The 24,316-nt window shown below is 34.8% G+C and carries 25 protein-coding genes; 8 read left to right on the top strand and 17 right to left on the bottom strand.

Features of this window, described 5'->3' with window-relative positions:
- Positions 1-37 precede the first annotated feature (37 nt).
- A complete protein-coding gene (locus HN014_RS08280) occupies positions 38-964 on the top strand; it encodes a DMT family transporter (RefSeq protein ID WP_176028417.1) in 927 nt (308 codons plus the stop codon).
- A 164-nt stretch (positions 965-1,128) separates the two neighbouring features.
- On the opposite strand, the gene feoB is transcribed toward HN014_RS08280, so the two are convergent.
- The 3 genes from feoB to HN014_RS08265 form a co-directional block, all read right to left on the bottom strand.
- Positions 1,129-3,225 (bottom strand): ferrous iron transport protein B, encoded by a 2,097-nt coding sequence (gene feoB, locus HN014_RS08275; RefSeq protein WP_176028416.1) that lies wholly within the window; start codon positions 3,223-3,225, stop codon positions 1,129-1,131.
- Between the two features lie 9 nt (positions 3,226-3,234).
- Complete coding sequence (locus HN014_RS08270) at positions 3,235-3,465, bottom strand: FeoA family protein (protein ID WP_176028415.1); 231 nt, start codon at positions 3,463-3,465, stop codon at positions 3,235-3,237.
- Between the two features lie 221 nt (positions 3,466-3,686).
- Positions 3,687-4,622, bottom strand: a complete 936-nt coding sequence (locus tag HN014_RS08265; RefSeq protein WP_176028414.1) for a LytTR family DNA-binding domain-containing protein — start codon at positions 4,620-4,622, stop codon at positions 3,687-3,689.
- Positions 4,623-5,032: 410 nt separating this feature from the next.
- On the opposite strand from HN014_RS08265, the gene HN014_RS08260 reads away from it, so the two are divergent.
- Positions 5,033-6,976 carry a S9 family peptidase gene (locus tag HN014_RS08260; protein WP_254884115.1) on the top strand — a complete coding sequence of 648 codons (1,944 nt, stop codon included), beginning with the start codon at positions 5,033-5,035 and terminating at the stop codon, positions 6,974-6,976.
- 54 nt (positions 6,977-7,030) lie between these two features.
- On the opposite strand, the gene HN014_RS08255 is transcribed toward HN014_RS08260, so the two are convergent.
- Entirely contained in the window at positions 7,031-7,456 is a 426-nt protein-coding gene (locus HN014_RS08255) for a VOC family protein (protein WP_176028412.1), read from the bottom strand.
- A 505-nt stretch (positions 7,457-7,961) separates the two neighbouring features.
- Between HN014_RS08255 and HN014_RS08250 the strand changes: the two genes are divergently transcribed.
- Entirely contained in the window at positions 7,962-8,483 is a 522-nt protein-coding gene (locus HN014_RS08250; RefSeq protein ID WP_176028411.1) for a nuclear transport factor 2 family protein, read from the top strand.
- On the opposite strand, the gene HN014_RS08245 is transcribed toward HN014_RS08250, so the two are convergent.
- The 5 genes from HN014_RS08245 to HN014_RS08225 all read right to left on the bottom strand — a co-directional run bounded on the left by HN014_RS08245 (position 8,480) and on the right by HN014_RS08225 (position 15,184).
- A complete protein-coding gene (locus HN014_RS08245; RefSeq protein WP_176028410.1) occupies positions 8,480-9,154 on the bottom strand; it encodes an HAD family hydrolase in 675 nt (224 codons plus the stop codon). The genes HN014_RS08250 and HN014_RS08245 overlap by 4 nt on opposite strands.
- Positions 9,155-11,563, bottom strand: a complete 2,409-nt coding sequence (locus HN014_RS08240) for a TonB-dependent receptor (RefSeq protein WP_176028409.1) — start codon at positions 11,561-11,563, stop codon at positions 9,155-9,157. It abuts the gene before it with no gap.
- A 5-nt stretch (positions 11,564-11,568) separates the two neighbouring features.
- Positions 11,569-12,288, bottom strand: a complete 720-nt coding sequence (recO, locus tag HN014_RS08235) for a DNA repair protein RecO (RefSeq protein ID WP_176028408.1) — start codon at positions 12,286-12,288, stop codon at positions 11,569-11,571.
- Positions 12,289-12,479: 191 nt separating this feature from the next.
- Entirely contained in the window at positions 12,480-13,823 is a 1,344-nt protein-coding gene (gene gdhA / locus HN014_RS08230) for an NADP-specific glutamate dehydrogenase (protein WP_176028407.1), read from the bottom strand.
- A 218-nt stretch (positions 13,824-14,041) separates the two neighbouring features.
- Positions 14,042-15,184, bottom strand: a complete 1,143-nt coding sequence (locus tag HN014_RS08225) for a cystathionine gamma-synthase (protein WP_176028406.1) — start codon at positions 15,182-15,184, stop codon at positions 14,042-14,044.
- Positions 15,185-15,587: 403 nt separating this feature from the next.
- Between HN014_RS08225 and HN014_RS08220 the strand changes: the two genes are divergently transcribed.
- A complete protein-coding gene (locus HN014_RS08220) occupies positions 15,588-16,373 on the top strand; it encodes a DUF3298 and DUF4163 domain-containing protein (RefSeq protein WP_176028405.1) in 786 nt (261 codons plus the stop codon).
- On the opposite strand, the gene HN014_RS08215 is transcribed toward HN014_RS08220, so the two are convergent.
- Positions 16,368-16,823 (bottom strand): DinB family protein, encoded by a 456-nt coding sequence (locus HN014_RS08215; protein ID WP_176028404.1) that lies wholly within the window; start codon positions 16,821-16,823, stop codon positions 16,368-16,370. The two genes, HN014_RS08220 and HN014_RS08215, sit on opposite strands and share 6 nt — an antisense overlap.
- A 143-nt stretch (positions 16,824-16,966) precedes the next feature.
- Here HN014_RS08215 and HN014_RS08210 point away from each other — a divergent pair, with 143 nt between their 5' ends.
- Positions 16,967-17,314 carry an arsenate reductase family protein gene (locus HN014_RS08210; protein WP_176028403.1) on the top strand — a complete coding sequence of 116 codons (348 nt, stop codon included), beginning with the start codon at positions 16,967-16,969 and terminating at the stop codon, positions 17,312-17,314.
- 7 nt (positions 17,315-17,321) lie between these two features.
- The gene (locus HN014_RS08205) at positions 17,322-18,230 is read left to right on the top strand and encodes a DMT family transporter (RefSeq protein WP_176028402.1); all 909 of its coding nucleotides are present in this window, start codon (positions 17,322-17,324) and stop codon (positions 18,228-18,230) included.
- On the opposite strand, the gene HN014_RS08200 is transcribed toward HN014_RS08205, so the two are convergent.
- Positions 18,220-18,702 carry a thioesterase family protein gene (locus HN014_RS08200; RefSeq protein ID WP_176028401.1) on the bottom strand — a complete coding sequence of 161 codons (483 nt, stop codon included), beginning with the start codon at positions 18,700-18,702 and terminating at the stop codon, positions 18,220-18,222. The genes HN014_RS08205 and HN014_RS08200 overlap by 11 nt on opposite strands.
- A gap of 160 nt (positions 18,703-18,862) precedes the next feature.
- On the opposite strand from HN014_RS08200, the gene HN014_RS08195 reads away from it, so the two are divergent.
- A complete protein-coding gene (locus tag HN014_RS08195) occupies positions 18,863-19,825 on the top strand; it encodes a YheT family hydrolase (RefSeq protein WP_176028400.1) in 963 nt (320 codons plus the stop codon).
- Positions 19,826-19,907: 82 nt separating this feature from the next.
- Here the strand turns inward: HN014_RS08195 and HN014_RS08190 are convergent, their stop codons facing one another.
- Both HN014_RS08190 and HN014_RS08185 read right to left on the bottom strand, forming a co-directional pair.
- Positions 19,908-20,144, bottom strand: coding sequence for a hypothetical protein (locus tag HN014_RS08190; RefSeq protein WP_176028399.1), 237 nt, complete (start codon positions 20,142-20,144; stop codon positions 19,908-19,910).
- Positions 20,141-20,359: a hypothetical protein gene (locus tag HN014_RS08185; protein WP_176028398.1), complete on the bottom strand. Its 219-nt coding sequence runs from the start codon at positions 20,357-20,359 to the stop codon at positions 20,141-20,143. The genes HN014_RS08190 and HN014_RS08185 overlap by 4 nt, the downstream gene beginning before the upstream one ends.
- A 120-nt stretch (positions 20,360-20,479) precedes the next feature.
- Between HN014_RS08185 and HN014_RS08180 the strand changes: the two genes are divergently transcribed.
- Positions 20,480-20,692, top strand: a complete 213-nt coding sequence (locus HN014_RS08180; protein WP_176028397.1) for a hypothetical protein — start codon at positions 20,480-20,482, stop codon at positions 20,690-20,692.
- Between the two features lie 55 nt (positions 20,693-20,747).
- Here HN014_RS08180 and HN014_RS08175 read toward each other — a convergent pair whose 3' ends face one another.
- The 4 genes from HN014_RS08175 to HN014_RS08160 are packed head-to-tail and all read right to left on the bottom strand — an operon-like array spanning position 20,748 to position 24,286.
- Complete coding sequence (locus HN014_RS08175) at positions 20,748-21,797, bottom strand: hypothetical protein (RefSeq protein WP_176028396.1); 1,050 nt, start codon at positions 21,795-21,797, stop codon at positions 20,748-20,750.
- Positions 21,797-22,273, bottom strand: coding sequence for a hypothetical protein (locus HN014_RS08170; protein WP_176028395.1), 477 nt, complete (start codon positions 22,271-22,273; stop codon positions 21,797-21,799). Before HN014_RS08170 ends, HN014_RS08175 begins: the two co-directional genes overlap by 1 nt.
- Positions 22,266-23,135 (bottom strand): nucleotidyltransferase, encoded by an 870-nt coding sequence (locus HN014_RS08165; protein ID WP_176028394.1) that lies wholly within the window; start codon positions 23,133-23,135, stop codon positions 22,266-22,268. The genes HN014_RS08170 and HN014_RS08165 overlap by 8 nt, the downstream gene beginning before the upstream one ends.
- Before the next feature lie 2 nt (positions 23,136-23,137).
- Complete coding sequence (locus tag HN014_RS08160; RefSeq protein WP_176028393.1) at positions 23,138-24,286, bottom strand: hypothetical protein; 1,149 nt, start codon at positions 24,284-24,286, stop codon at positions 23,138-23,140.
- Positions 24,287-24,316 lie beyond the last annotated feature (30 nt).

The raw sequence follows: 24,316 nt of genomic DNA, 5'->3' as shown, positions 1-24,316 counted from the left end.
CAAATGGATACTTCTATAGTTTTTGTTTCTTTGTCAGATGATATCCAATACTGTTAAATCTCATCTTGCTTTATTAAGTGTCAATATTATATATGGAGCAAATTATTTAGTCGCCAAAGGGTTAATGCCTCATAAAATTGAAGCTTCTGCATTGGTTTTTTTGCGAATAGGAGGAGCCGGACTTCTTTTCATTGTTCTCAAAACATTCATCAAAGAGACTGTAGCAAAAAGAGATATTGCACGTCTGGCATTATGTGGATTTCTCGGAGTAGCTGCCAACCAATTTTTCTCTATGAATGGTCTAAGTCTCACTTCTCCGGTTGATGCAGCAATCATTGTGACTGCAATGCCGATTTTTACAGTAATTATGAGCTACTTTATTTTAAAAGAACCTTTGACTATTTCCCGGATTCTCGGAATATGTATAGGTGGGGGCGGAGCTGTTATTCTTATCTATCTAGGAAAATCAGGTACAGGCACAGGATCCATACTGGGAAACTTTTTTATTTTTATCAACGCATTGGTTTTTTCTTTGTATTTGGTTTTAGTTAAACCTATGATGTCTAAATACAAACCCATAACTGTTATCGGATGGACCTTTTTATTTGGCTTCCTATTCATGCTTCCTTTTTGCTTTTCTTCATTGATGCGAACTGATTTTACTTCCTTTGCTCCTACGAATTGGACAGCTCTTTTTTATGTAGTTTTAGGACCTACCTTTTTAGCATACCTACTTAACATGTTTGCTTTAAAGCATGTAAAACCAACGGTTTCCAGTAGTTATATTTATGTGCAACCTGCTGTAGCAATGATCTTAGTAGCAATCGTATCCTATATGATTCCTGATAGTCTTTACAAAGGAGACATTACTGCTTCCAAATTATTATGTTGCGGATTAATCATTATCGGTGTTTATTTAATTAGTAGCAATCGTTCTTTTGGCAAACAAAAAAAACATCTATAAACTAACAGTTGCAATCATGTTTGCTACAGCCTTTTTTTTGTTTCCCTGATGATTTTACAAAAAAAGATATACCAATGAATCTTGTTATCAAAAAGAAAACAGCCCATCCTATAATTAGCACAACGATAATATTCTGTGTAAAAATATTCATTTCACCTAATCAATTATATCAATAGTTGATATGCTATTAGTGCTATAATATACGCAAAACCACTCATAACGAAAAACTGAAGCATTGGCCACTTCCAGCTATTAGTCTCTCTTTTTACAATAGCTAGTGTACTCATACATTGCATCGCAAAAGCATAAAACAGCAATAAAGAAATCCCACTCGCCAAATTATATAATGGTTTTCCTGTTACCGGATGTATTTCTGCTGCCATTTTATTCTTAATCGTATCTTCATTATCTCCATCAATACTATAAATTGTTGCTAGTGTTCCTACAAACACTTCTCTTGCTGCAAAAGAACTAATAACTCCAATTCCTATTTTCCAATCATACCCTAAAGGGGCCACTACTGGTTCTATAGCCTTTCCTGCATACCCAATAAATGAATGTTCCAATTGATAAGAGGCTATTCTATGTTCTTTTTCTTCCTCTGTCAAGGATGGATATTTCTCAGTTATTATAGTTGCTGCATTATTAAAATTCTCATTAGGACCAAAACTTGCCAATCCCCAAAGCACAACAGATATCGCCAGAATAATCTTCCCCGCATCAAATACAAAAGCTTTTGTCTTATCAAGTACTGTAATCAGAACATTTTTAAACAACGGAACCTTATAATCCGGCATTTCTATTACAAAATAGGAGATGTTTTTTATTTTTAACAACTTATTGAGCAACCAGGCTCCTCCCACAGCGCTTACAAAACCTAAAATATACAACACTAACATTGTCAGCCCCTGATAACTGATTACTCCTCCTATTTTTTCTTCTGGTATAACAAGAGAGATAATGATCAAATACACTGGTAATCTTGCTGAGCATGTAGTAAAAGGCACAACCAGGATCGTAATGAGTCGCTCTTTCCAGTTTTCTATATTCCGTGCCGCCATCACAGCAGGGATTGCACAGGCAGTTCCTGATATAAGAGGAACAACGCTTTTTCCACTCAATCCGAATTTTCGCATCGTTCTATCCATTAAAAACACTACCCTACTCATATAACCACTCTCTTCCAGCATAGCGATAAAGAAAAACAAAAATGCAATTTGAGGAATAAAAATCACGACTCCTCCTACCCCTGGAATGATTCCTTCTGTTATCAGATCTACTAAAGGACCTGAAGGTAAAATGATTTTTGATTTCTCACTCATCCATGCAAATAATGCATCAATTGCATCCATAGGGTATGACGACCAATCATAAATCGCCTGAAAGACCAGCAATAAAATCATAAAGAAAATAATATACCCCCAGAACTTATGAACCAAAATACGATCCAGTCGTTCTCGTATTCCAGTTGCCTTTGCCGTATCTACAGAGAAAGCTTCTTTTAGTGTATTATTGATAAATTGATACCTAAGGATCGTTTCCTTTTGTTGAAAACGCTTTAATGCCGCTACAGAATCTACTTCATGAGCAAAAAAATCGTGTAATTGCTCTTCTTTTTTCTGTTGAAAATAAATCTCCTGTGTTCTTTTTATCCAGGCAACATATTTTAATTGCTCTGAAGACCTTTTTTCCAACGCCTGAAAATACTCTGGTGCAAATCGCAATGCATCTAAACAAGGTTCTAAAGACAACTCTTTAAAAGATAGAATACTCTCTTTTAGCGCTTCAATTCCCATTTTTTTCCTTGCACTGATCAGTACTATTCTGGTCTTTAATTCTTCTTCCAGCTTCGGAATATCGAGAGAAATGCCTTTCTTCTCCATATTATCTACCATATTGATCGCTAAGACAACAGGAACTCCAAGCTCTTTTATTTGGGTAAAAAGAAGCAGGTTTCTTTTGAGATTGGCAACATCACAGACTACGACAATAACATCAGGATAGTTCACATCTTTCTTATCCAATAAAACATTAACCGCTACATTCTCATCCAGAGAAGATGCATTCAGGCTATAGGTTCCTGGAAGATCCATTATTTTTGCACTTACCTTTTCAGATAATTGACAACTCCCTTCTTTCTTATCTACCGTAATACCAGGATAATTACCTACCTGCTGATTCAAACCTGTCAACACATTAAATACAGATGTTTTTCCTGTATTTGGATTTCCGATCAGTGCAACTTTCAATTTTGTACCCATTTCGTTCTATTATCCTATAATTTCTACTTCAATTTGTGTTGCAATATTTCTGCGAATTGCCAAATGAGTACCATTAACCATCAAATACATAGGACAGTCAAAAGGAGCCAATTGTAAAAGCTTGACTTCATTTCCCGGAAGACATCCCATTTCCAGTAGCTTTAGTGGAATATTATCGGCATTTATCTCCTTTATGATAGCCTTCTGCCCTATTTTAAGATTTGCAATAGTCGTAATCAATGTTTCGTCGGATGAAGTTAAAAGAATACAAAAATAACACAAAAACACAGATCAAAAAAGCTAAAACCTTACCCCAAAACTAACATCAACTTTATATTATGCAGGTGTACTGCGTTCCTTTATCCTTTGCAAAAAATAAGAAAGTCTCTTTTCTGATTAGACAAATCATGAGCTGGCAACTTTTCGAGCAAAAACGCAAGTATCCGCGAAAAATTTAAATTCTAAACCTCAGCTTCTTCTGACGAATTAGCCATTTCTTCCTGAAAAATAGCCCGAAAAGCTTTAAACTTACTTCTGGATACAGGAACACTATGCGTAATCCCCTCAAAGAATAATCGATAATTCCTAGCATTTCCTTCTGTAAAACTAATCCTGCGAATATTAACCAAAAACGAATTGTGGGTTTTTACAATAAATTGATAAGATGCTAATTGCTCCTCTATTTCGTTTAACGACTGGCACAACTGTTTTTTCACTGGTTTATCCCCCTCCATTAAATACACTTCTATACAATTCTCTTCTGCTTGAATAAATAATATGGTATGAACAGAAACGGTAAGAATATTATTGGTTTCCCCTGTCGAAAATAAGGTAACTTTTTCTTCGACTGTCATTTTTTTTTCCTCCATCTCTAATTCTTTCCTTATTATTTCATTAAGTTTTTCATTATATGCTTTAACTTCTAAAAGATTCTTTTTTAAGAACATTTTATAATTAACCCATATAGCAATGCTAAAAGTAGGAGCACTCCCTACTACAATCACCCAAAAGAATATTTTTGCAATATAATTAACACTTAACAAAACGGATGGTTTTGAACTAAACAGAAAAGAGACTCCATAATTCAATAAAGTAATAACTGTAAGCAAAAAAAATATTAATAAAGATTCCTTTCCAATTGTCCATTCATCTTTATTTTTCTCTGTTATACCTACCTTAGGAAACCACTCAAGAACAAGAAGAGTCCCTAAAAAAGTATTAAAACCATATAATAATCCCAGTGTAGTTCTGGATATCCCCATATACCCTTTCAGCACTTGTCCATCTATTAAGAGCGTACTGACAACAACTACAAATAATCCTATTAAAACAGCCCCCAGGATGTTTCGTTTGAAAGAATGTAGGTATGGATATGGTTTATTTAATAAAGCGCGCATCGTATATACGTTTCAAAGAAACAAAATAACTTATCAAGTAAGACCCTAAAAACCCTTGTTTGTTACAAATTATTGTATAAAAAACAATCTAAATTTTTATCATCTTATCTCTTATTGATTTAAAGAAAAAACGAATTGCAAACAGCAAAACACACAAATCTCTATGATCAAGAAAACCACAACGTTAATTAGTGTTAACAGGCGTAACAATTTAAAAACAATACATACTAATTAACAAACATGTATAATCACTTTGGAATGTGTATAAAACCAGTATCTTTATTCTGTTATTTGATCTGTATATAAATACACCCCGAAGTAGTACTATTTACAAAACAACCAGTTAACAATCTAAACTCATGTACAAGTCAATTTTAATTTTATTGTTCGGGGCCATAACAAATTATAGTATGCAAGCCCAAGAAACAAAGAAAAAACTACCTGGAGACACAACGCTCCCTTCTTCCAAGGAAGAACTTGCTTCATTAGCAAAACTCGAAAAGCAAAAATATGCATATTCCGTAGAAGATTATTTCCAAAAACCAAAACAGAGTTCTTTTAAGTTCTCTCCTAATGGTTTATTCTTTTCTTATAGAGAAAAAGATCAAAACAACAAAAACCATGTCTACATAAAGAATACGGAAACAAATGAAATAAAAAGGGTTATTGAAGAAAAAGAAGATCTAATCAGAGGATACGGATGGGCTAATAACAGCCGCCTGATCTATGTCAGAGATAATGGAGGAGACGAAAACTATCATTTATTCGCAGTAGATCTAGACGGAAAAAATGATACCGAGCTAACACCATTTGAAGGGGTGCAGGTAAGCATCCTTAATTCCTTAAAAGATCAGAAGGATCATATGATTATCCAAATGAATAAAGATAATCCTCAAATCTTCGAACCTTATAAGATAAACATCAAAACCGGAGACCTTGTAAAATTATTCGAGAATAAAGATCCTAAAAACCCTATCAGTGGTTATGATTTTGACAAAGACGGAAACCTGAAAGCATACACCCAACAGCAAAATGGAACCGAATATGTTTTATACTACAGAACGGATGAAACAAAACCTTTCGAAAAAATTGTAAAGACCACCTGGAAAGACAATTTTTATATCGCGGGATTTGATTATTCGACTAACAACCCTCATGATGCTTATGTTATCTCTAATTTAGAAAACGATACGAACGAAATCTTACTTTATGATTTTGCAAAAAAATCAGTAATTAAGAAAGTCTATGCCAATAAAACATTCGACGTAGGAGGTATCAATCGCTCCAGAAAAAGAGGTTACGAAGTAGATTATTATCATTATAACGGGGAAAAGTCTGTTGTAATCCCTGTTAGTGAAACCTACAAGAAATTACACCAAAAATTCACTACTCAATTTGGAGATAAAGAATTTTCTATTGTCAATAAAACTGATGATGAAGATAAATACCTTATCTATGTAGGTAGTGACAAATTATATGGAGTTTACTATCTGTACGACACCACAAAAGATTCTTTTAAAGAAATCTTCAACCTTATGCCTCAACTCAAGGAGGCGGATATGGCAGAAATGCGACCTATTAAGTTTTCTTCCCGAGATGGTCTTACGTTATATGGTTACCTAACCATTCCAAAAGGAGCCAGTGCAACAAATCAAGTACCTTTAATCGTCAATCCACATGGAGGTCCTTACGGTCCCAGAGATTACTGGGGGTTCAATCCGGAAACACAGCTATTTGCCAGTAGAGGATATGCCACATTACAAATCAACTATAGAGGATCAGGAGGATTCGGAAAGAAATTTTCTATGGCAGGAAATAAACAGATCGGTAGAAAAATGCTCAATGACCTGGAAGATGGAGTTGCCTATGCCAAATCTCTCGGGTTTATCGATGAAAACAAAATAGCAATTTACGGTGCTAGTTACGGAGGACTTGCTACTCTGGGAAGTTTGGTAAAAACTCCAGATCTATATACTTGTGGAGTTGATTATGTTGGGGTTTCTAATCTCTTTACTTTTTTCAAATCATTCCCTCCCTATTGGAAACCATATCTAGGACAGGTATACGAACAATGGTATGATGAAAACTCTCCAGAGGATCAAAAAATCATGAAAGAAGTATCTCCTGCACTTAATGTTGAAAAAATCAAAAAACCATTATTTGTAATTCAAGGAGCAAATGATCCTCGTGTAAACATTGACGAGTCAGATCAGATAGTTACCAATCTGAGAAAAAGAGGATTTGATGTTCCTTACATGGTGAAATATAATGAAGGACACGGATTTGGTCATGAAGAAAATAAAATCGAACTATATAAATCGATGATGGGATTCTTTGCCAAACACTTAAAATAACACTTAAACACAAAAAAACCACCTGAAATAAGGTGGTTTTTTTGTGTTCTTTCTTTATTTGGTAGTTTCCCCTCCCATTTGAGTAAAAACATGATCTACCGGCTCCCATAATTCTATCTTATTACCTTCAGGATCCATAATGTGTACAAATTTACCGTACTCAAACTCTTCTATCTCATCCACTATAGTGACTCCTTTTTCTTTTAATTTAACCACAAGTCCTTCAATGTTCTGGACCCTGTAATTAATCATAAATTCTTTTTTCGAAGGATTAAAATATTCCGTTTTTTTATCAAACGGACTCCATTGAAGATAGTTGATGTTTTCTGGGTGATTTGCATTTCTAAATTCAAAAGAAGAGCCGTAGTTATTAACCGCTAACCCCAGATGCTCTCCATACCATTCTCTTATTTTTTTGGGATTCTCCGAGCGAAAAAAAATCCCTCCTATTCCTGTCACTTTTGGTGTTGAATCATTCATAATTCATTGTGTTTTTCTTAGAAAGTGCGTGTCTGTATAACTTAACCCTGTTATCAAACCTCAAGCACTCTTACAAGATATTAAATCCTTTGCTTACTTTATAACACTCCCAACTTTAAGACATAAAAAAAGAGGTTGTATACTAAGCCCAAAAACAACCTCTTCCTTAACCCGCTAACAAATAGTTACCTTTTTTACTCTATTGTAAGCACTATATTTTATTTTTTTCAGATGATAATCATCTGATTTTTTCTTGTAATTACACTTTCTTAATCAAGAACATATCAAAAATAAAACAATACTCCTTATAAAGAAATCAGCAAAAACACCTGTTTTTCAATTAATTAATCTTTTTTTTCATTTTCATCAAACCATTTACATTCTTTATAAACAAATACGAAACAAGTCACATCTCCTCCTTCTTTATTTTACAATTGTTTTCTTCCTTATCTTTGAGAACGTAACAAAAAACACATGTTTTCTATTCCTCAATTAAATTATACATATGAAATTAACAACAATCATCACATGCCTCCTGTTTAGTCTTACTTTAATAGGACAGACTGCTACCAGGAATGACAACTCTACTGAGACGAAGAAGATACAAGAACTATTGGATAACTGGCATCAAGCTGCTGCTAATGCTAATTTTGACACGTATTTTGGTTATATGACCGAAGATGCCATTTTTATAGGCACTGATGCAACCGAACATTGGGATATGAATGCATTTAAAGCCTTTTCCAAACCTTATTTTGACAAGGGAAAAGCATGGAGCTTTACTGCTATAGAAAGAAATGTTTTTCGTCAGGAATCCAGTATTGGCACATTTGCCTGGTTTGATGAACTACTCAATACACAAATGGGAATATGCAGAGGAAGCGGGGTTGTTGAGAAAACCAAAACAGGCTGGAAAGTAAAACATTATGTTCTTTCTATTGCGATTCCTAATGAGAATGTATCTGATGTCACTTCTTTGAAAAAAGACTTCGATGCTGCTCTAATAACAAAACTAATAAACAATTAATCTGAAAAGAAATAACTTTGGAGCTCTTCTATTGAATCAAAATAATGCTGAGCTCCTAATTTTATTAATTCCTTTTTATTTTTGGAACCTATTCCAACAAAGTCTAATGACATCTCTTTTGCGGTTTTCAAATCCCAAACTCCATCTCCTACAGAGATAATTTTAGAAAACCCAGAGGTGGCATAGTATTTTTTAGCCTTTTCTATAGCTTCTGCTACAAATCCCGTTCTTGCTTCATGTGTTTTGGAAGTTGCCAAAACAGCTTCATCGCACCAAATACCACTTTGCTCCATTTTTAGCAATGCAGGTTTTGGCAAGGATCCCGTCGCAAAACAAAAAGGAATCTTAGCGGTTTTCAGAAAATCAATAAATCGCCCAGCTCCTTTAATTTCTGTCACCGGAGAAAATGTTTTCATTTCTTCTATCAAAGCTTTCTCAAACAGCGTAAGTATTTCTTTAGTATAAGGAATTTCAAAATTCCGTTCATAATTAAATCGCAAAGCATAGCTATCCGAGTGATGCTTATATGCGTTATAGTCTGTATCTATCTCTTTGATTCCAAGAGCGTACATTGCATTTGTAACTGCCATTAAATACATTGGCACACTGTCAGTCAATGTTCCATCAATATCAAAGACAAAAAGGGTATTCGTATTAGCGAAGTGCGACATTTATAATGAGTATTTCATGGATACAATAAAATTTCTTCCCGCAGCTGCGATTCCAGAAGAATAGGGGCGATACCGTTGATCTGTTATATTCTCGATAGCAAAGGTTCCCTGAAGGTTCTCAGATAGCTTGTATTGAGTCCGAAGGTTCACGGTATACCAAGAAGGCGAATAAGGATTCCCTTCACCATCTATGGCATATAAATATTCTTTATTCTGTTCCGAAGGGGATAAATCATCAAATTTTAAAGTTCCATTATAAACAGTAAATGCATCAATGGTCCACGATTTGGAATTAAATACTAAATGCGTATTTCCAAATTGTGGAGCTACATGTCTGGAAGGAGCTACCGTTCCATTATCCAACTCCTCTTCTCCTCCTGTAATAGTATATTGAGATGTCAACTTAAAATACTTAGCGAATGATACTTGAACCCCTGCTTCAAATCCATAGATTTTTGCTCTAGCAGCATTCTGAATTGCCTGCACTCTACTAGGCTCTCCTTTATAAATAATCTCTGACTCTCCATTGAGCAAAAAATCTCTTCGCACTAATGCATCGTCTAAATGAGTATAATACGTCGCCAAATCAACCACAAAAGCTTTTCCTAATTTTGCCCTCACTCCTAGTTCTCCTGTATAAGAATATTCAGGATTCAAATCAGGATTAGGCACAACAACAGCTCCTGGTTCCGAATCAAAAACTTTTCCGATATCATCTACATTAGGAGATCTGAAAGCTGTTGAAAAATTCAGTTTCCAATTCAAGATCTCGTTAGGCAACCAACTAATCCCTGCAGATCCCGTCAAGGCTCCTGTATTAATAGCTGCCTCATTAAATGGGAATTCAAAAAATGTATTATCAAATTCAGATTTCAATAAAATCTGATTGTACCTCAAACCACTGTTCAGTCTTACTTTTTCACTAAACCTATGTTTAATGCTAAGATATGCCGCAATTGATTGCCATGTCGATCCATCCGGGTACCTAGAAGGAGCAGCAACCACCTCTTCTGTTCGAATATTTTTTTCTAGTCCTATAGAAGAGACCTTATTAAAGACATATTCTCCTCCATAATAGAACAATGTATTTTTAGCCAATCGCTTTTCAAAATCCATATTAAACGAATACGCCTCTACTTGTTCTTCTGTCATTCCTAAAATATCTTTTCCAAAATCGCGATCATTCCTGCTTTCTTCAAAATGCTGATATGCTGCTGTTAGTTTCATTTTATCATACAACGCATTCCCTGTGTGTTGCTCTATGTGTATATTCCCCATCAACCATTTTTGTGGTCCATAGTACCATTCTGCAGACCTCAGACTTCCTTTTCTTCTGCGAATTAACCTATCGTATCTAGGATAATCTGAGGTAGTCGTATACACGAGTCCCGCATCAAAATCCCATTGTTTATTTGGTTTAAAACTAATTTTCTGAAGAAAATTAATTTGGTTATACCCCGTATAGATTTGTGTTTCGGGATCACTATTAGCCACTACTTTATCTACTCCATCGGATACTTCTACATATTCATTTCTCAGATATTCTTCCGGACCATGACTCCCCATTTTGAGGTCATCAAAATCCGTATAACTCACACTTGTCAGAAATGCCCATTTTTTCAATCCTATATTCACATCAAAGTGAGCTGTTTTTTCTTCACTCGCGCTAGCATACCTGGCAACGGCATTTACATTAAAAAGCGGAGATTCTTGTTTCGAAAATCTAGGAGATGAGGAATAAAAATTCATCACCCCTCCAATCGCATCACTTCCATACACTACTGATCCCGGTCCCAAAATCACTTCTGTTCTTTCTATAGAAAACGGGTCAATAGAGATTACATTTTGTACATTTCCTCCTCTAAAAATAGCATTGTTCATACGTACTCCATCAACCGTGATCAACAACCTATTGGTAGAAAACCCTCTAATCATAGGACTTCCTCCTCCTAACTGACTTTTCTGGATAAAAACCTGTCCACTTCCCTGCAATAGATCCGCTGAAGTTTGTGGAGTTGCCAGTGCTATATCTTTGGATCGTATACTTACTATTTTTTGAGACACATCTTTTTCGTCCTCTTCCCATTTAGAAATAGAAATCACTACCTCGGAAAGTTTATTCTCGTCTGTTTCCAGATACACTACATTTCCATTGGCAATGATTTTCTCTTTTGTTATCTCGAACTCTTGATGAGAAACATGTGTAAAATACAGCAGTTCTGTTCCTTCAAAATCAGAAATATCTGCCATCCCATCAAAATCAGTAATTGTACTTTTCTCTTTTTGTTTATTATAAATTGCGACATTAGATATTGGTTGCCTAGTAGTTTTATTTAGCACTTTTATCTTTTGAGCCATGATTGTCTGCATAAAAACAAACATCAATAAGCTTAGGGTGAATAATCGCATTTTATTTATCTAAAAATTTCGTTTATAATTGAAAGTGACTTTGGTTTACTAAAACCTTGCAAATGTAATTCAAAATAACCTAATATCATGTTAAGAATATCTTTACGCACTTTCTTCGTTAACTTGATATTCATACTTCCCTCAAATGTCATTCCGAAAAACTCTTTAAACGCTTCTACATGTACTCCTTCTACACAAAAAGCATCGGTACTTATTGACTGAAAACATCCATCATACATATTAAACCAACTAAATTGCATTTGTGATATATCGGGATAACATCCCAAATATTGCATCAGCTTAATTAAAAAAATAATATGGAAGTTCCCTATCTGGTCATGCGCATCTAACCATAGAAAGGTAGTTTCCAGATACTCATATAGTTCCTCATTCGTTTCTTCCTCCTGAATTAAACTCTTTAGCATTTCTGAAATAAAAAAAACCATGGATGTTTTTACAAAATCAAGATGAAGTGTCTGATAAGGCATTCGGACTTTGGCTTCCTTTATTCGTTCCAGCGTATTTTTATCTTTATGGACTGCTTCTATATCTAATAAGGTAAGTGGCTGGAATAAAGCTGCTCTTAACTTTCCTTTCTTAGACTTTAGCACCCCTTTGAGAAGATAGGAGCGCACTCCATATTTTCTAGTGAATAACGTCACTATCAAATCTGCCTCTCCATATCGCAATGAATGAATAACAATTGCCGCAGTTGTAACAACCATATTGTTTTACCCTTTACTCATTTTGTGAAATTTTACTTTTACAGAGATATCTCTACATTCAAAAACTGTCACAAACCAATATCTCACAGATTTGCTACAAAGTTATTATCTATAAATGCTAATCTCCAAAAATAAAAAAGACCACTTTAAATAAGTGGTCTTTTCCGGTTTCATTATATAAAAAGCAGTATTTATACTACCCCTTGTGCCAGCATGGCATCTGCAACTTTTACAAATCCAGCGATATTTGCTCCTTTTACGTAGTTTACAAAACCATCTTCTTCTGTTCCGTATTCTACACATTTAGCGTGAATATCATTCATGATCTGATGTAATTTTGCATCTACTTCTTCTCTTGTCCAGTTATAACGAAGTGAATTTTGAGACATTTCTAATCCCGAAGTAGCTACTCCTCCCGCATTGGATGCTTTTCCTGGAGAGAATAAAATCTTAGCTTCTAAGAACACTTCTACTGCATCTGCTGTACAAGGCATATTTGCTCCTTCTCCTACACAGATACATCCATTGCTCACCAATGTTTTTGCATCTTCTTCCTGTAGTTCGTTTTGTGTCGCACAAGGTAGTGCTATATCACATTTTACAGTCCAAGGCGTTTTTCCTTCTACGTATGTTGCTTCCGGATATTTCTCCACATATTCTTTAATACGACCTCTTTTTACGTTTTTAAGTTCTTTTACAAACGCTAGTTTTTCTGAGTCAATTCCTGCTTCATCAACAATATACCCTGAAGAATCTGATAATGTAACTACAGTAGCTCCCAGTTCAATTGCTTTTTCTGTTGCAAATTGCGCTACATTTCCTGATCCAGATATAACTACTTTCTTCCCGTTAAAATCTTCTCCTCTGGTTTTTAGCATACTTTCTGCAAAATATACTGTTCCATATCCGGTAGCTTCTGGTCTGATCAGAGATCCTCCATACTCCAGTCCTTTTCCTGTAAGTACTCCTGTAAATTCATCTCTCAAACGTTTGTACTGTCCAAACAAGTATCCTATTTCACGAGCTCCAACACCGATATCTCCTGCTGGTACATCCGTATTTGCTCCGATATATTTAGACAACTCTGTCATAAAGCTCTGACAGAAACGCATTACTTCAGCATCTGACTTTCCTTTTGGGTTAAAATCTGACCCTCCTTTTCCACCTCCCATAGGAAGTGTTGTCAAACTATTTTTAAACGTTTGCTCAAACGCTAAAAACTTAAGAATACTAAGGTTCACAGATGGATGGAATCGCAATCCTCCTTTATAAGGTCCTATTGCAGAATTCATCTGTACACGAAATCCTCTGTTAATCTCTATTTCTCCCTGATCGTTTGTCCAAGGAACTCTGAACATAAATACACGTTCCGGCTCGACCATACGCTCTAGAAGCTTTGCATTCTGATACTTTTTATTTTTATCTATAAAAGGTATTACTGTTTCTGCTACTTCTCTAACAGCTTGGATAAATTCTGGCTCGTTAGCATTACGCTTCTCTACAGAACTAATGAAATTTTCTATCCTTTCTTTCATTATCTATTCAGTTATGTTATAACTACTTTCGTTGTTTGTTTAGTAAAATAAAAAGAAAACTACTTTTGTCTTAAGGCTTTCTTCTCCATTGAGTTGTCAAAAGTAAAGATATATTATTACACAATTATAATTTTATTAAAATTTTAAGCCTCATTTTTTAAGAATTTCGCATTTCGAAAACGTTCTCGTGTAATTTCCTTTTATTTTTAGTGATTCCGTTAATTTGATAATGCTTGTTCCAAATCAGCAATCAAATCATCCATATCTTCTATTCCCACACTCAATCGAATCAAAGAATCTTTAACACCTGTTTTCTCTCGTTCTTCTTTAGGAATAGAGGCATGTGTCATACTTGCCGGGTGACCTGCCAAGCTTTCTACACCTCCCAGGGATTCTGCCAAGGTAAAAACCTTTAACTTTTCAACCACCTGTACAGCTCCTGCTAATGAGTCTTCTTTAGTTGTAAAAGAAATCATTCCTCCAAAACCATCCATTTGTTCTTTGGCAATATGGTGATTCGGATGATCCTCGAAACCAGGCCAGTATACTTTATCTACTTTGGGGTGTGTCTTTAGGTATTTCGCAATTGCTTCTCCGTTTTCACAATGTCTTTGCATTCGGACATGTAATGTCTTAATTCCTCTTAGCACTAAAAAGCTATCCTGAGGACCACAAACAGCTCCACTCGCATTTTGTATAAAATACAGGCGTTCTGCTATCTTTTCATCTTTAACAATTAAAGCCCCCATCACCACATCACTATGTCCGCCTAAGTATTTTGTTGCACTATGCATAACGATATCTGCTCCCAAGTCCAATGGTCTTTGCAGGTATGGGGTAGCAAATGTATTATCGACCGCCAAAAGAATCTGATGTTTTTTAGCAATAGAAGCAATAGAAGCTACGTCAATAATATTCATCATAGGATTGGTTGGAGTTTCTACCCAAATAAGTTTCGTCTTATCTGTAATATAACGCTCAATTTTATCAGCATTCTCCATTCCTACAAAATGAAATTTAATCCCAAATCCTTCAAAGATCTTGGTGAATAAGCGGTACGTTCCTCCATATAAATCATTTGTACTGATCACTTCATCTCCTGGTTGTAATAGTTTTATAACTGCATCAATCGCTGCCAACCCGGAACCAAAAGCCAATCCATGTGTTCCGTTTTCTATACTTGCCAGAGAATTCTCCAAAGCATTTCTTGTAGGATTATGCGTTCTACTATACTCATATCCTTTATGCCCTCCAGGGGTAGTTTGTGCATAGGTAGATGTCTGATAGATTGGTGGCATTACCGATCCATATGCCGGATCATGTTCTTGCCCTCCATGTATCGTTTTTGTATTAAATTTCATTCTTTTATTTTTTTAGTACAATTGGCTACTATATTAATAGTATTTTCTCTTTTACCTGATTCTCAATATCTTTTAATGTCTTATATGGTTATCCTGAGATAATTCATTTGCTATACATTCTTAAACAGGGAAAGATGCTAAAGCTAATTTTAAAAATACGACAAAAGGAGGTCTTTTTATAATTTTTCAGCTCCTCTTCTTTTTTTACGCTACAATTGGGATTTAAATATCTCCAAAGCTTGTCTCTAAATAACATCTAACACCTCATATGCTTACCCCAAAGCGATTTATTTTATCAAGCAAAACAATCATTATAAACCTTTTAGCATATAGCTATATCAAAAGGCACTACAAAAATATCATTTAATTCGTTCTAATCATATTCATTCAGTACCTTTAGTGGATGATTTGGACAAAAACTTACTTCTCTAAAAATATAATTGGAATTCTCTGTATTTCTATCCTCTTATCTGCCTGCAATAAGGTTGAATCATTAACATTCCAAACCTCAAAAATAACCACCGACTCTTTATTTCCTGAAGAATGTAGAGATATTGATTGTGCCAATATCGAGATAAACCTTATTGAAGCAATCGAAAACTCGGCATTAGCAGAAGCTGTAAATTCAGAAATAGAAAAGGTAATCACTGCTGATCTAACCATGAGTCAGGAAACCGCCGAATCTACCATACAAAAAGCAGCTATAGATTTTAATGATGTGTTTAAAAAAAATATTGAGGAATTCCCTGACGAAACTCATCTTTATGAGGCGATCTTTAATACTTCAGTTTCTCTTCAAAATGACTATTTAATATCTATTCTGGTTAATAAGTACACATACACAGGAGGAGCCCATGGAAATAGTTATTCTACTTATCTAAACATTTCAAAAAAAAATGGTAAGCTTATACCAACTGATCAATTATTTGCCGACAAGCAGTTATTTCTGAAAGTAGCAGAGTCTGTTTTTCGAAAATCTCAAAAAATCCCTTCTGACGCTCCTATAAACAGTACCGGGTTCTTTTTCGAAAATGATGTTTTTTCACTTCCTGAAAATATTGGATTCACAGATCAGGAAGTGATATTATATTACAACACATATGAGGTAAACTCCTATGCGAATGGTCCTATCGAAGTAAAAATTAACAGGGAAGAGATTGATACGGCTCTTTCTTCAGAAGTTTTATAATCCTTTTTTCATCGCCAGTATATACCCCAAATGGATCCCTTCATGAAAGTTATTAAAATCCATCGCATCTTCTATTGTTTCTAACACGAATCCTGTACTCGTCGGATACTCTGTATATTTCTTAAATACCCCCGCTTCTATATCTTTCTCTGTTTGATCTAAAGTAGCGAATAACAGTTCTTTTACTTTATCAACTTCTTCCTGAGTAGCATCTCTTTCTGTTTTAGTCCCTTTTCTGTATGTCTCGACCATTTCCTCATCCAACATCATAGGCAACCCACTCAATTTATACACCAGTAGTTGCTGTGTCACAACAACATGCGCTACGTTCCAAATTAAGTTATTAGAAAACCCTTCCGGAACAGTATTAAGTGCCTCTAAAGAATAGGAGTCTAATATTTTTTTCATTAATTTCCTGTTCACATGAGTGATACGAAGTTTTTCTTTCATTTCTACTGTTATTTTTTTCTCAAAAGTATGATTTTTATTTTCAAAAGAATTTCCTTTGCATCAAATACATATTTCTAGTTTAGCAGTCATGCTTATAAACTAAAAAAGATCACACAATCTTAATTGTAACAAAACGATACCCTATGAAAAAAATATATCACTTATCCAGCTGTGATACCTGCAAGCGAATTTTGAAAGAACTTGCTCCTGATACGAGTTTTGAACTACAAGACATAAAGTCTGATGCTATCACTCCTGAGCAATTAGAAGAAATGAAAACACTTGCCGGGAATTATGAGTCATTGTTCAGCAAAAGAGCTCGTTTATACAAAGAAAGAGATCTCAAAAACCAACACCTAACCGAGGGAGATTTCAAAGCCTTACTATTAGAACATTATACTTTTTTGAAACGTCCAGTTATTATCAACGGAACATCCATATTCATCGGAAACTCAAAAAAAACGATAGAAGCCGCCAAAGCTTCCATATAAATTACCTATGAGTAAAAGAACTCTTGCCCTTATTGCTGCTAGCTTTGTAGCTATATTCTACGGTGCGAATTTTACTATTGCCAAAGATGTAATGCCACATTACATTCAGCCTTTTGGTTTTATTGTTCTTCGGGTATTAGGAACCATGCTCTTATTTTGGGCAATTAGTTTCTTAGGACCAAAAGAAAAGATAGCTCCCAAAGATTTTAAACGTATCACTGCAGCTGCTTTTTTTGGTGTAGCTCTAAACATGTTGGCTTTTTTTGAAGGGCTAAACTTAACTACTCCTATCAGCGCATCTGTATTAATGATCACGGCTCCTATTATTGTTCTTATTCTATCCGTTATTTTTCTAAAAGAAAAAGCCAGCATAATAAAAATCATAGGAGTGCTCACCGGGCTTTCGGGGGCATTATTGATCATTTTATACGGAAAAGGAAATAGTCTAACGGCTTCGAATCCTACATTAGGTAATTTTTTGGTTTTCGTCAATGCTGCATCCTATGCTTGTTATATTATTGTAGTAAAAAAAATCACGCAAAAGTACCACCCATTTACCTTTATGAAGTGGATGTATACCATTGGTTTTTTTATGGTACTTCCATTTGGCTACGAGCAAATCACCCAAATGCAACCAGCACACATCCCTCTTGATGGGTATTTAAAAATAGGATACGTAATCCTTTTTGCGACATTTGGAACCTATGTTTTAAACATCTTTGCTATCCGTGAGCTAAAACCAACTACTGTTGCTGTTTTTATTTATTTACAACCACTTTTGGCATCTATTTTTGCTATTGCTCTAGGAAGTGATCATCTGGACAGCATTAAAATTGTAGCAGCCATTATAATCTTTACAGGAGTATACCTGGTAACCAAACCTACTGCTCAAAACAAAAAAAAGATTAACTCATAGCTATATCCTTTGGCTTTTTGCCGTGTTTCCTTGTATCTTCTTTTGTTAGAATTCTGAAGTTTTCAGCTTTGGGAAAAGCTGCTATTATCCCTTTAACAGAAGAGGGTAATGGGTTGATTTTTCTATCTCTTAGATTCATCCATGCTCCCATCATCTCACAATATGCCAGGTTTCTTCCCTTGTAGTCATAAAAATTATGTGTAAACTCAAAAAAAGCACCATCTTCACTCAACCCTGTTAACTCCAAACTTACTGTAATTGGCTTCCCCTGAAAAGCTTCCCGATAATAATAAATATGTTCATAAAAAATAACGGGACCTATCTCAAAATTCGCCATTTCTTTATGCCCAAAACCATACGCTATCAAAAATGCCATACGGGTATGACTCATAAAATTTTGATAAGCACTATTTGCTAAATGACGATTCGCATCAATATCGCTCCATCTAATGTCAAAATCTTTTGTATACATCTATATTATTCTTTAAAAATCAATATCATTTCCACAGGTACTTCCTTATCAAGAAAGACCTGTTAAAACTACAATTATTTTGACATGATCGGAATATAAAAACCTTTGATTTCTGAAAAATCAATGTATTTTTGAAATCACGCTATTTTGTACTTCTTTTATGCCTATAATTTCATCATCCTACTCCCCTTCTTATCTATTTAGAAATGGTCATATCTCTACTATATATCCTAATCTTTTCAGAAAAGTAAGTGGAGTCATCCAACAACGAGAAAGAATCGAATTAAAAGATCGGGATTTTATCGACCTTGATTGGAGTTATAGCACAGTGCAAGCCTCTAAATTATGCATCTTAATTCACGGTCTAGAAGGGAATGGACAACGACAATATATAACCGGACTCGCCAAATATCTAAATCAAAACAATTGGGATACTGTAGCGATCAATCTCAGAAATTGTAGTGGAGAACCCAACAGGAAATACCGTTCGTATTACGCTGGAGTTAGTGAAGATCTGGATTTCATTATCAATTACATAAGTTCTTCTTATGCATATTCATCCTTATCAATCTGTGGATTTAGCCTGGGAGGTAATGTATTACTAAAATATCTAGGAGAGGGAAGAGAAATCCCATCTCAAGTATGCTCAGGGGTAGCCATTTCTACCCCATGTAATTTATATGATTCCTTACTTCAGTTAAACAAGCCTGAAAATGTACTCTATAGAATACGTTTCTTGAGACACCTAAAAAAGAAGTTACTGGAAAAACAGATCTTATTCCCTGATAAAATTAGAATCTCAGACATTAAAAAGTGTAAAAACCTGATCGACATTGATAATTTATATACAAGTGTAGCTCATGGGTATACGAATGCGCTGGATTACTATCAAAAGTGTAGCAGCAAACAATTTTTACCTTCTATCAAGATTCCTTCCTTAATTATCAATGCTAAAAATGATACTTTTTTAGGAGCAGATTGCTATCCATATACCGAAGCATCACAAAATAAAAATGTATTCTTAGAAACTCCTGATTTTGGAGGGCATGTAGGATACTATCTACCTAATCACGTCTTTTACAATGAAATTAGAACCTTTGAATTTATTGAGGAACACCTTTGATTTTATTTTTTCTCTAAACTATAATCGCGAAATCAAAATGTACACAACTTAAAATTCAAAATGTACACAAAAAAGCAAAACTTTAAAGTATTTCTTTAATTCTTGTTTGCTTCCAATCTTTTGTTTTTTTGTATTCAGAAACACAATCATCCAAAATAGCTGCCTTTTCGGAATCAGATAATATATATATTATACTAGGTGAGATAATTCTTGTACGTGTCTTTTCGTCTAATCTCTTTCGGAATCGACAAAAGGATTTAAACATAGGCACAACCCCTATAAAATAACGATCAATCAACAAAAAAAGCTTGACTTTCATACGCTATCGTGTTTCATCTTTTGAACCAAAAGTTCAATCCTTAGTTCTGTTTTGTTTAAAGGAAACCTCCCAAAAGCTAAATAAAATCGAGCCACACTGTCTATAGAGCTATCTAATTCATTGATTTTGGAAACCACAGTAGTTATAGGTGAATTAGATACAAGCATTAATTTCTGAATATCGCTTTCCCATTTGATTTTTTCTTTCAACTCCATTATTTCTATTTTTTTTAAATAACTCATACACAAATATACGATTATATCTTCGTGGTTTCCCGCAAACCAACAGCACAAGTATTTTCTTTTCTTTGCAATAAGAAACAACAATTGTACACAATGATTATTGATATATATTCTATTCGAATAGAAAGGAGTAAATATAATTGGATTGGAATTCTGGAAAAAGGAAGCTTTGATGCTAAGACACTTTTACAACAAAAAAAAATAGAACAAAAAATTACCGCAGATAATCAATTTGAGATGATGCAGAAAATGTTTGAAAGTGGTTTTTTTGCTCGATTGGAAAGCAACTCGCTGATGTTTCCATAACTAAAAACACCGTTTAATGTCCGTTTAAACGGTGTTTTTTCTTTGTTTTAATTTATCAATACACAGGTTTAATTAGTGCAAATACTTTGTATTTTGGACGATTTTCATGCGGTAGACCTTCTCCTTTTTCATTAGTTGTGAAGGAATGCGAATGACTTCCTACAGTGTTTGTTGTAAAGGGATGTGTGTGAGCGCCAGAAGAAGCAATATCAACAGTATGCGAATGTTCTCCGTTTGAGTTGATTAATAGAGAATGTGAATGATCTCCTGCGGAGCGCCCTTTTTGAGATCTTCGGTCGTAATTTTCTATTTTAAAGTGTACACCTTCACCATTCTGATGTTTTTCTGCAGGGACATCGTGCCTGTGACGCCCTGCGGTGTTTGTTCTTCCTGTATGGGAGTGAGCACCTGCAGCGTTTGTTCTTCCAGTATGGGAATGAGCACCTGCAGCGCTTGTTCTTCCAGAATGGGAATGGTTTCCTGAAGCGTTTGTTCTTCCAGAATGAGAATGCTTTGGGAGCTGATCTTCTGTCAGTGTAACTGTATTTTCTCCTCCTGTTTTTAATATTTCGTTATAGTCAGGATTGGAGGGATCAAAAATAGCAGGAAAGTGACCTGAAAACAATTCGCAAAGTTCCCAGCCCTTAGGAATGTCTTCAATCGCTCCAACATACGGCAATCTGATGTCTTTAAAAAAGGTTTTGAAGATTTGTGATGTTATCCCTTCAATAAATGGCTTTAAGGCGCTAAAACGAAATATTTTCGCACCATCTGAACCAAATCTAACATATCTTTTTCGATAAGCTATTTTTTCATCACGTTCGCCATCTCCATCCTGATCTGATGCATATTTTACTTTTTGGACTTCTTCAACAATGGTAACATCTGGCTGAATTGTTCCTCCTTTAAAAGGTAATATTTCCCCTTTATAAACAATTACACCATCTGTCACTGTATCATTTTGTTTTGTTACTCCTGAGAGTATGTATGTATCTCCCCCTCCTAATGCAGAAAGAGCAGCAACCATTGTTGTTTGTGACTGAATAAACTCCAATGTGTTGGTTTCTAACGGAAAACCTCCTTGATAAAATTCTAAACTATCCACTATTGCTTTTTTATAATTCGATATGTTTTACTTACTAATTTGTAATATTTAACTAAAGCATGAAAACGAGTTAACATGTCATCAGTTAAATTGAAATCTTTAGGAACCACTATCAAAAAATCAACGTCTATTAGCGCTAATTCTTCTGAGGTGTATAAATATTGTGTTCCAATATAAACAGGCTTATCTTCCTGATGAGTGTAGACATAAGTTGGGTCATAAAACACTCCATCAGTTATATAAATACGCCTTTGTTGACGGTCGAAATGATCATTGAGCACTTTCTGCAGGTACACAACTTGACCATTGTGGGTGATTTTGTAAATCGTTGCCTGTTTAAATTGCAAAAACTCCCGCTTCAAAATCTTAATCGGAAATATTAACACAGAAAGGAAAGCTTTTATCTTTCTTTTTCGTAAAAAAGTAGGAATAAGCATTTGAAGTAATCTATCGTAATCAATATTTGCGTTATACATCTCTTTTAATCCAATTAATTTTTAATTCTTCAATTTTCATATGTCCTGCGTCAGTCTGATATATCTCGTCTATTTTCGTCCATGTTGGATTATTCCCATACTTATAGGCGGCATATTTAATTACAGGCATTTTGATTCCTTTAATCTTTTCTAAGTGATTAACTAGCTTAGTCAATACCATCTCCCCGTTGAATTCAAACTTTTTTAAATATTCTTTGATTCCATTTTGGAGCGGTTCATTGTCGCTGCCGTCAATTCTTGCTCCCTGAGTATCGAGTAACGAAGGATCGTAATACGCATCTATATGAAGCGCCAGTAAATCCGCAGGACGATTGATTATTTTTATTTTTACCCCCGCATCTCTTATCAGACTCAAATAATGCTGCAGCGCTTGCACTTGTTCTGTTGGAAGCATGATTCTTTCTCCGTCTTTTTCTCCGGCTACTTTAATATATAATCGGGAAGATATTTCAACAACAGCAGCATATTTTACTACCTTACTTTTAATGATCTGCGCAGTTGTGAGGTTTTTGTTGTCGTAGTAATCGCGCTCTGGTTTTAAAGCATGCCCATATTGAAAGAGGAGTGTCTTATCTCTATACCATGAAGGCGTATGTGGTCTTAAGCGATAAATTAAATCGAGAACTTGCTCTTTTAGTAAATCGAAAGATTTTTCGATTGTCCAAATAGAAACAGCTACGACATACAAAAACAATCGCCATATAGCTACTTTTGAAGTAGATGTTAGTTCCACTAACGAATTCAACTCACTATCGATTAACGTCTCTAAGGCATTTAACTCCTTGGTTCTTGATAATTCAGAGAGCATTTGTTGTTGTATTTCCTTAATTTTTCTAGCCATAATTAAGCCGTGATTGTTTTATCTATATTTTGAAAATTTTCTGTTTCCAGACCAAACGTCCAGCCGGAAAGCCAATCAGCTGCTGAGGCGTATTGATTATTATTATCATATCTGAAAATATCTTTCACGACTATTTTCGGATAGAAAGAACGCTGGTTCAATTCTCCAATATAGATAACAGGCTTTGTACCGTTGTGCCCAAAACGAAGAGTAGGACGAAAATCTGTATTTTCCTTTGAGGTAGAAAGAGAGTAGGTGACAGACTCCCATCTTTGATAAGTCGCATCCTTTCTTTGATAAGCGGATACGAAAATTTTCGAAGATAAATTATCCCTATAATCAAATACGTGAAATTCCATAGAAAACATGGAGTTAGTCCAGTCGTTCGGGAAAATAATTTTAAGTGCACCATTTTTTGACCCATGCCCAAAATTCACAAAGGCATCTGTCGGAAGAATTCGCATTCCCCCTGCCATTGGTATCAGGTTAGGGTTAGATGTTTTTAGATTCTCTAATTTTTCCTTGAACGTATCTGAGAAATCATTCGAACTTAATGTTTTCCCGTCTTCAATATCTACTTTTTGAGACAATGTAGTCTCCAAATCTTTCAATAAATCCAAAAGACCTTCTACATAAGAAATAGGAACAGAAGAAGGCGGGGTGTAATTTTGCAAGATTTCCAGTTTTTCTTTTAATTCACCGGAAAAATTTTCATCACTTAACTGCTTGCCTTCTTCTTTTTTTACTAAAGAATTCAAGCGAGCTGAAAGGTTTTTTATTTCACTAATAGAGTGTTTTTCAGGATGAGTGTAATTTTGCAGATTTTCCAGTTTTCCTTTTAATTCAGTGGTAAAATTTTCATCACTTAACTGTTTTCCGGGTTGCTTGGAAACTTTTGCCTCTAAAGCATCGACCAATCCCTCTATAAATGTTAGAGGCTTTTGATCCGGCAATACAGATTTAGGGATGTTTATTTTCTCACCATCACTCAAAGATACTTCAATGTCACCATTTTCTTTTTGAGTATGCCCCAGGATAATTTGCCCACTGTCTTTATGATGAAAGGAATCGATTAAATCAGCGAATTGGGATTGTGATGGTTTGGAATATTCTACGAAATAACTTTTTAAAATGTCAAGGGTTTTTATCATTTTTTCAATTGTTTTTAATGTTTATATTTT

Origin of the sequence: Aquimarina sp. TRL1, from assembly GCF_013365535.1 — a bacterium.
In the GTDB taxonomy this organism is placed as follows: Bacteria; Bacteroidota; Bacteroidia; order Flavobacteriales; family Flavobacteriaceae; genus Aquimarina; species Aquimarina hainanensis.
This window is presented reverse-complemented; position numbering and strand designations above follow the sequence as displayed.

Excerpts from the sequence above, each read along its gene's own strand:
- HN014_RS08205 (WP_176028402.1), top strand. The coding sequence starts at position 17,322 with ATGAGTAAAAGAACTCTTGCCCTTATTGCTGCTAGCTTTGTAGCTATA.
- HN014_RS08250 (WP_176028411.1), top strand. The coding sequence starts at position 7,962 with ATGAAATTAACAACAATCATCACATGCCTCCTGTTTAGTCTTACTTTA.
- HN014_RS08245 (WP_176028410.1), bottom strand. The coding sequence starts at position 9,154 with ATGTCGCACTTCGCTAATACGAATACCCTTTTTGTCTTTGATATTGAT.
- HN014_RS08265 (WP_176028414.1), bottom strand. The coding sequence starts at position 4,622 with ATGCGCGCTTTATTAAATAAACCATATCCATACCTACATTCTTTCAAA.
- HN014_RS08200 (WP_176028401.1), bottom strand. The coding sequence starts at position 18,702 with ATGTATACAAAAGATTTTGACATTAGATGGAGCGATATTGATGCGAAT.
- HN014_RS08255 (WP_176028412.1), bottom strand. The coding sequence starts at position 7,456 with ATGAATGATTCAACACCAAAAGTGACAGGAATAGGAGGGATTTTTTTT.
- HN014_RS08215 (WP_176028404.1), bottom strand. The coding sequence starts at position 16,823 with ATGAAAGAAAAACTTCGTATCACTCATGTGAACAGGAAATTAATGAAA.
- HN014_RS08195 (WP_176028400.1), top strand. The coding sequence starts at position 18,863 with ATGCCTATAATTTCATCATCCTACTCCCCTTCTTATCTATTTAGAAAT.
- HN014_RS08185 (WP_176028398.1), bottom strand. The coding sequence starts at position 20,359 with ATGGAGTTGAAAGAAAAAATCAAATGGGAAAGCGATATTCAGAAATTA.
- recO (WP_176028408.1), bottom strand. The coding sequence starts at position 12,288 with ATGGTTGTTACAACTGCGGCAATTGTTATTCATTCATTGCGATATGGA.
- HN014_RS08170 (WP_176028395.1), bottom strand. The coding sequence starts at position 22,273 with ATGTATAACGCAAATATTGATTACGATAGATTACTTCAAATGCTTATT.
- HN014_RS08190 (WP_176028399.1), bottom strand. The coding sequence starts at position 20,144 with ATGAAAGTCAAGCTTTTTTTGTTGATTGATCGTTATTTTATAGGGGTT.
- HN014_RS08225 (WP_176028406.1), bottom strand. The coding sequence starts at position 15,184 with ATGAAATTTAATACAAAAACGATACATGGAGGGCAAGAACATGATCCG.
- HN014_RS08260 (WP_254884115.1), top strand. The coding sequence starts at position 5,033 with ATGCAAGCCCAAGAAACAAAGAAAAAACTACCTGGAGACACAACGCTC.
- HN014_RS08180 (WP_176028397.1), top strand. The coding sequence starts at position 20,480 with ATGATTATTGATATATATTCTATTCGAATAGAAAGGAGTAAATATAAT.
- HN014_RS08240 (WP_176028409.1), bottom strand. The coding sequence starts at position 11,563 with ATGCGATTATTCACCCTAAGCTTATTGATGTTTGTTTTTATGCAGACA.
- HN014_RS08160 (WP_176028393.1), bottom strand. The coding sequence starts at position 24,286 with ATGATAAAAACCCTTGACATTTTAAAAAGTTATTTCGTAGAATATTCC.
- HN014_RS08165 (WP_176028394.1), bottom strand. The coding sequence starts at position 23,135 with ATGGCTAGAAAAATTAAGGAAATACAACAACAAATGCTCTCTGAATTA.
- HN014_RS08210 (WP_176028403.1), top strand. The coding sequence starts at position 16,967 with ATGAAAAAAATATATCACTTATCCAGCTGTGATACCTGCAAGCGAATT.
- HN014_RS08220 (WP_176028405.1), top strand. The coding sequence starts at position 15,588 with ATGATTTGGACAAAAACTTACTTCTCTAAAAATATAATTGGAATTCTC.
- gdhA (WP_176028407.1), bottom strand. The coding sequence starts at position 13,823 with ATGAAAGAAAGGATAGAAAATTTCATTAGTTCTGTAGAGAAGCGTAAT.
- HN014_RS08280 (WP_176028417.1), top strand. The coding sequence starts at position 38 with ATGATATCCAATACTGTTAAATCTCATCTTGCTTTATTAAGTGTCAAT.
- feoB (WP_176028416.1), bottom strand. The coding sequence starts at position 3,225 with ATGGGTACAAAATTGAAAGTTGCACTGATCGGAAATCCAAATACAGGA.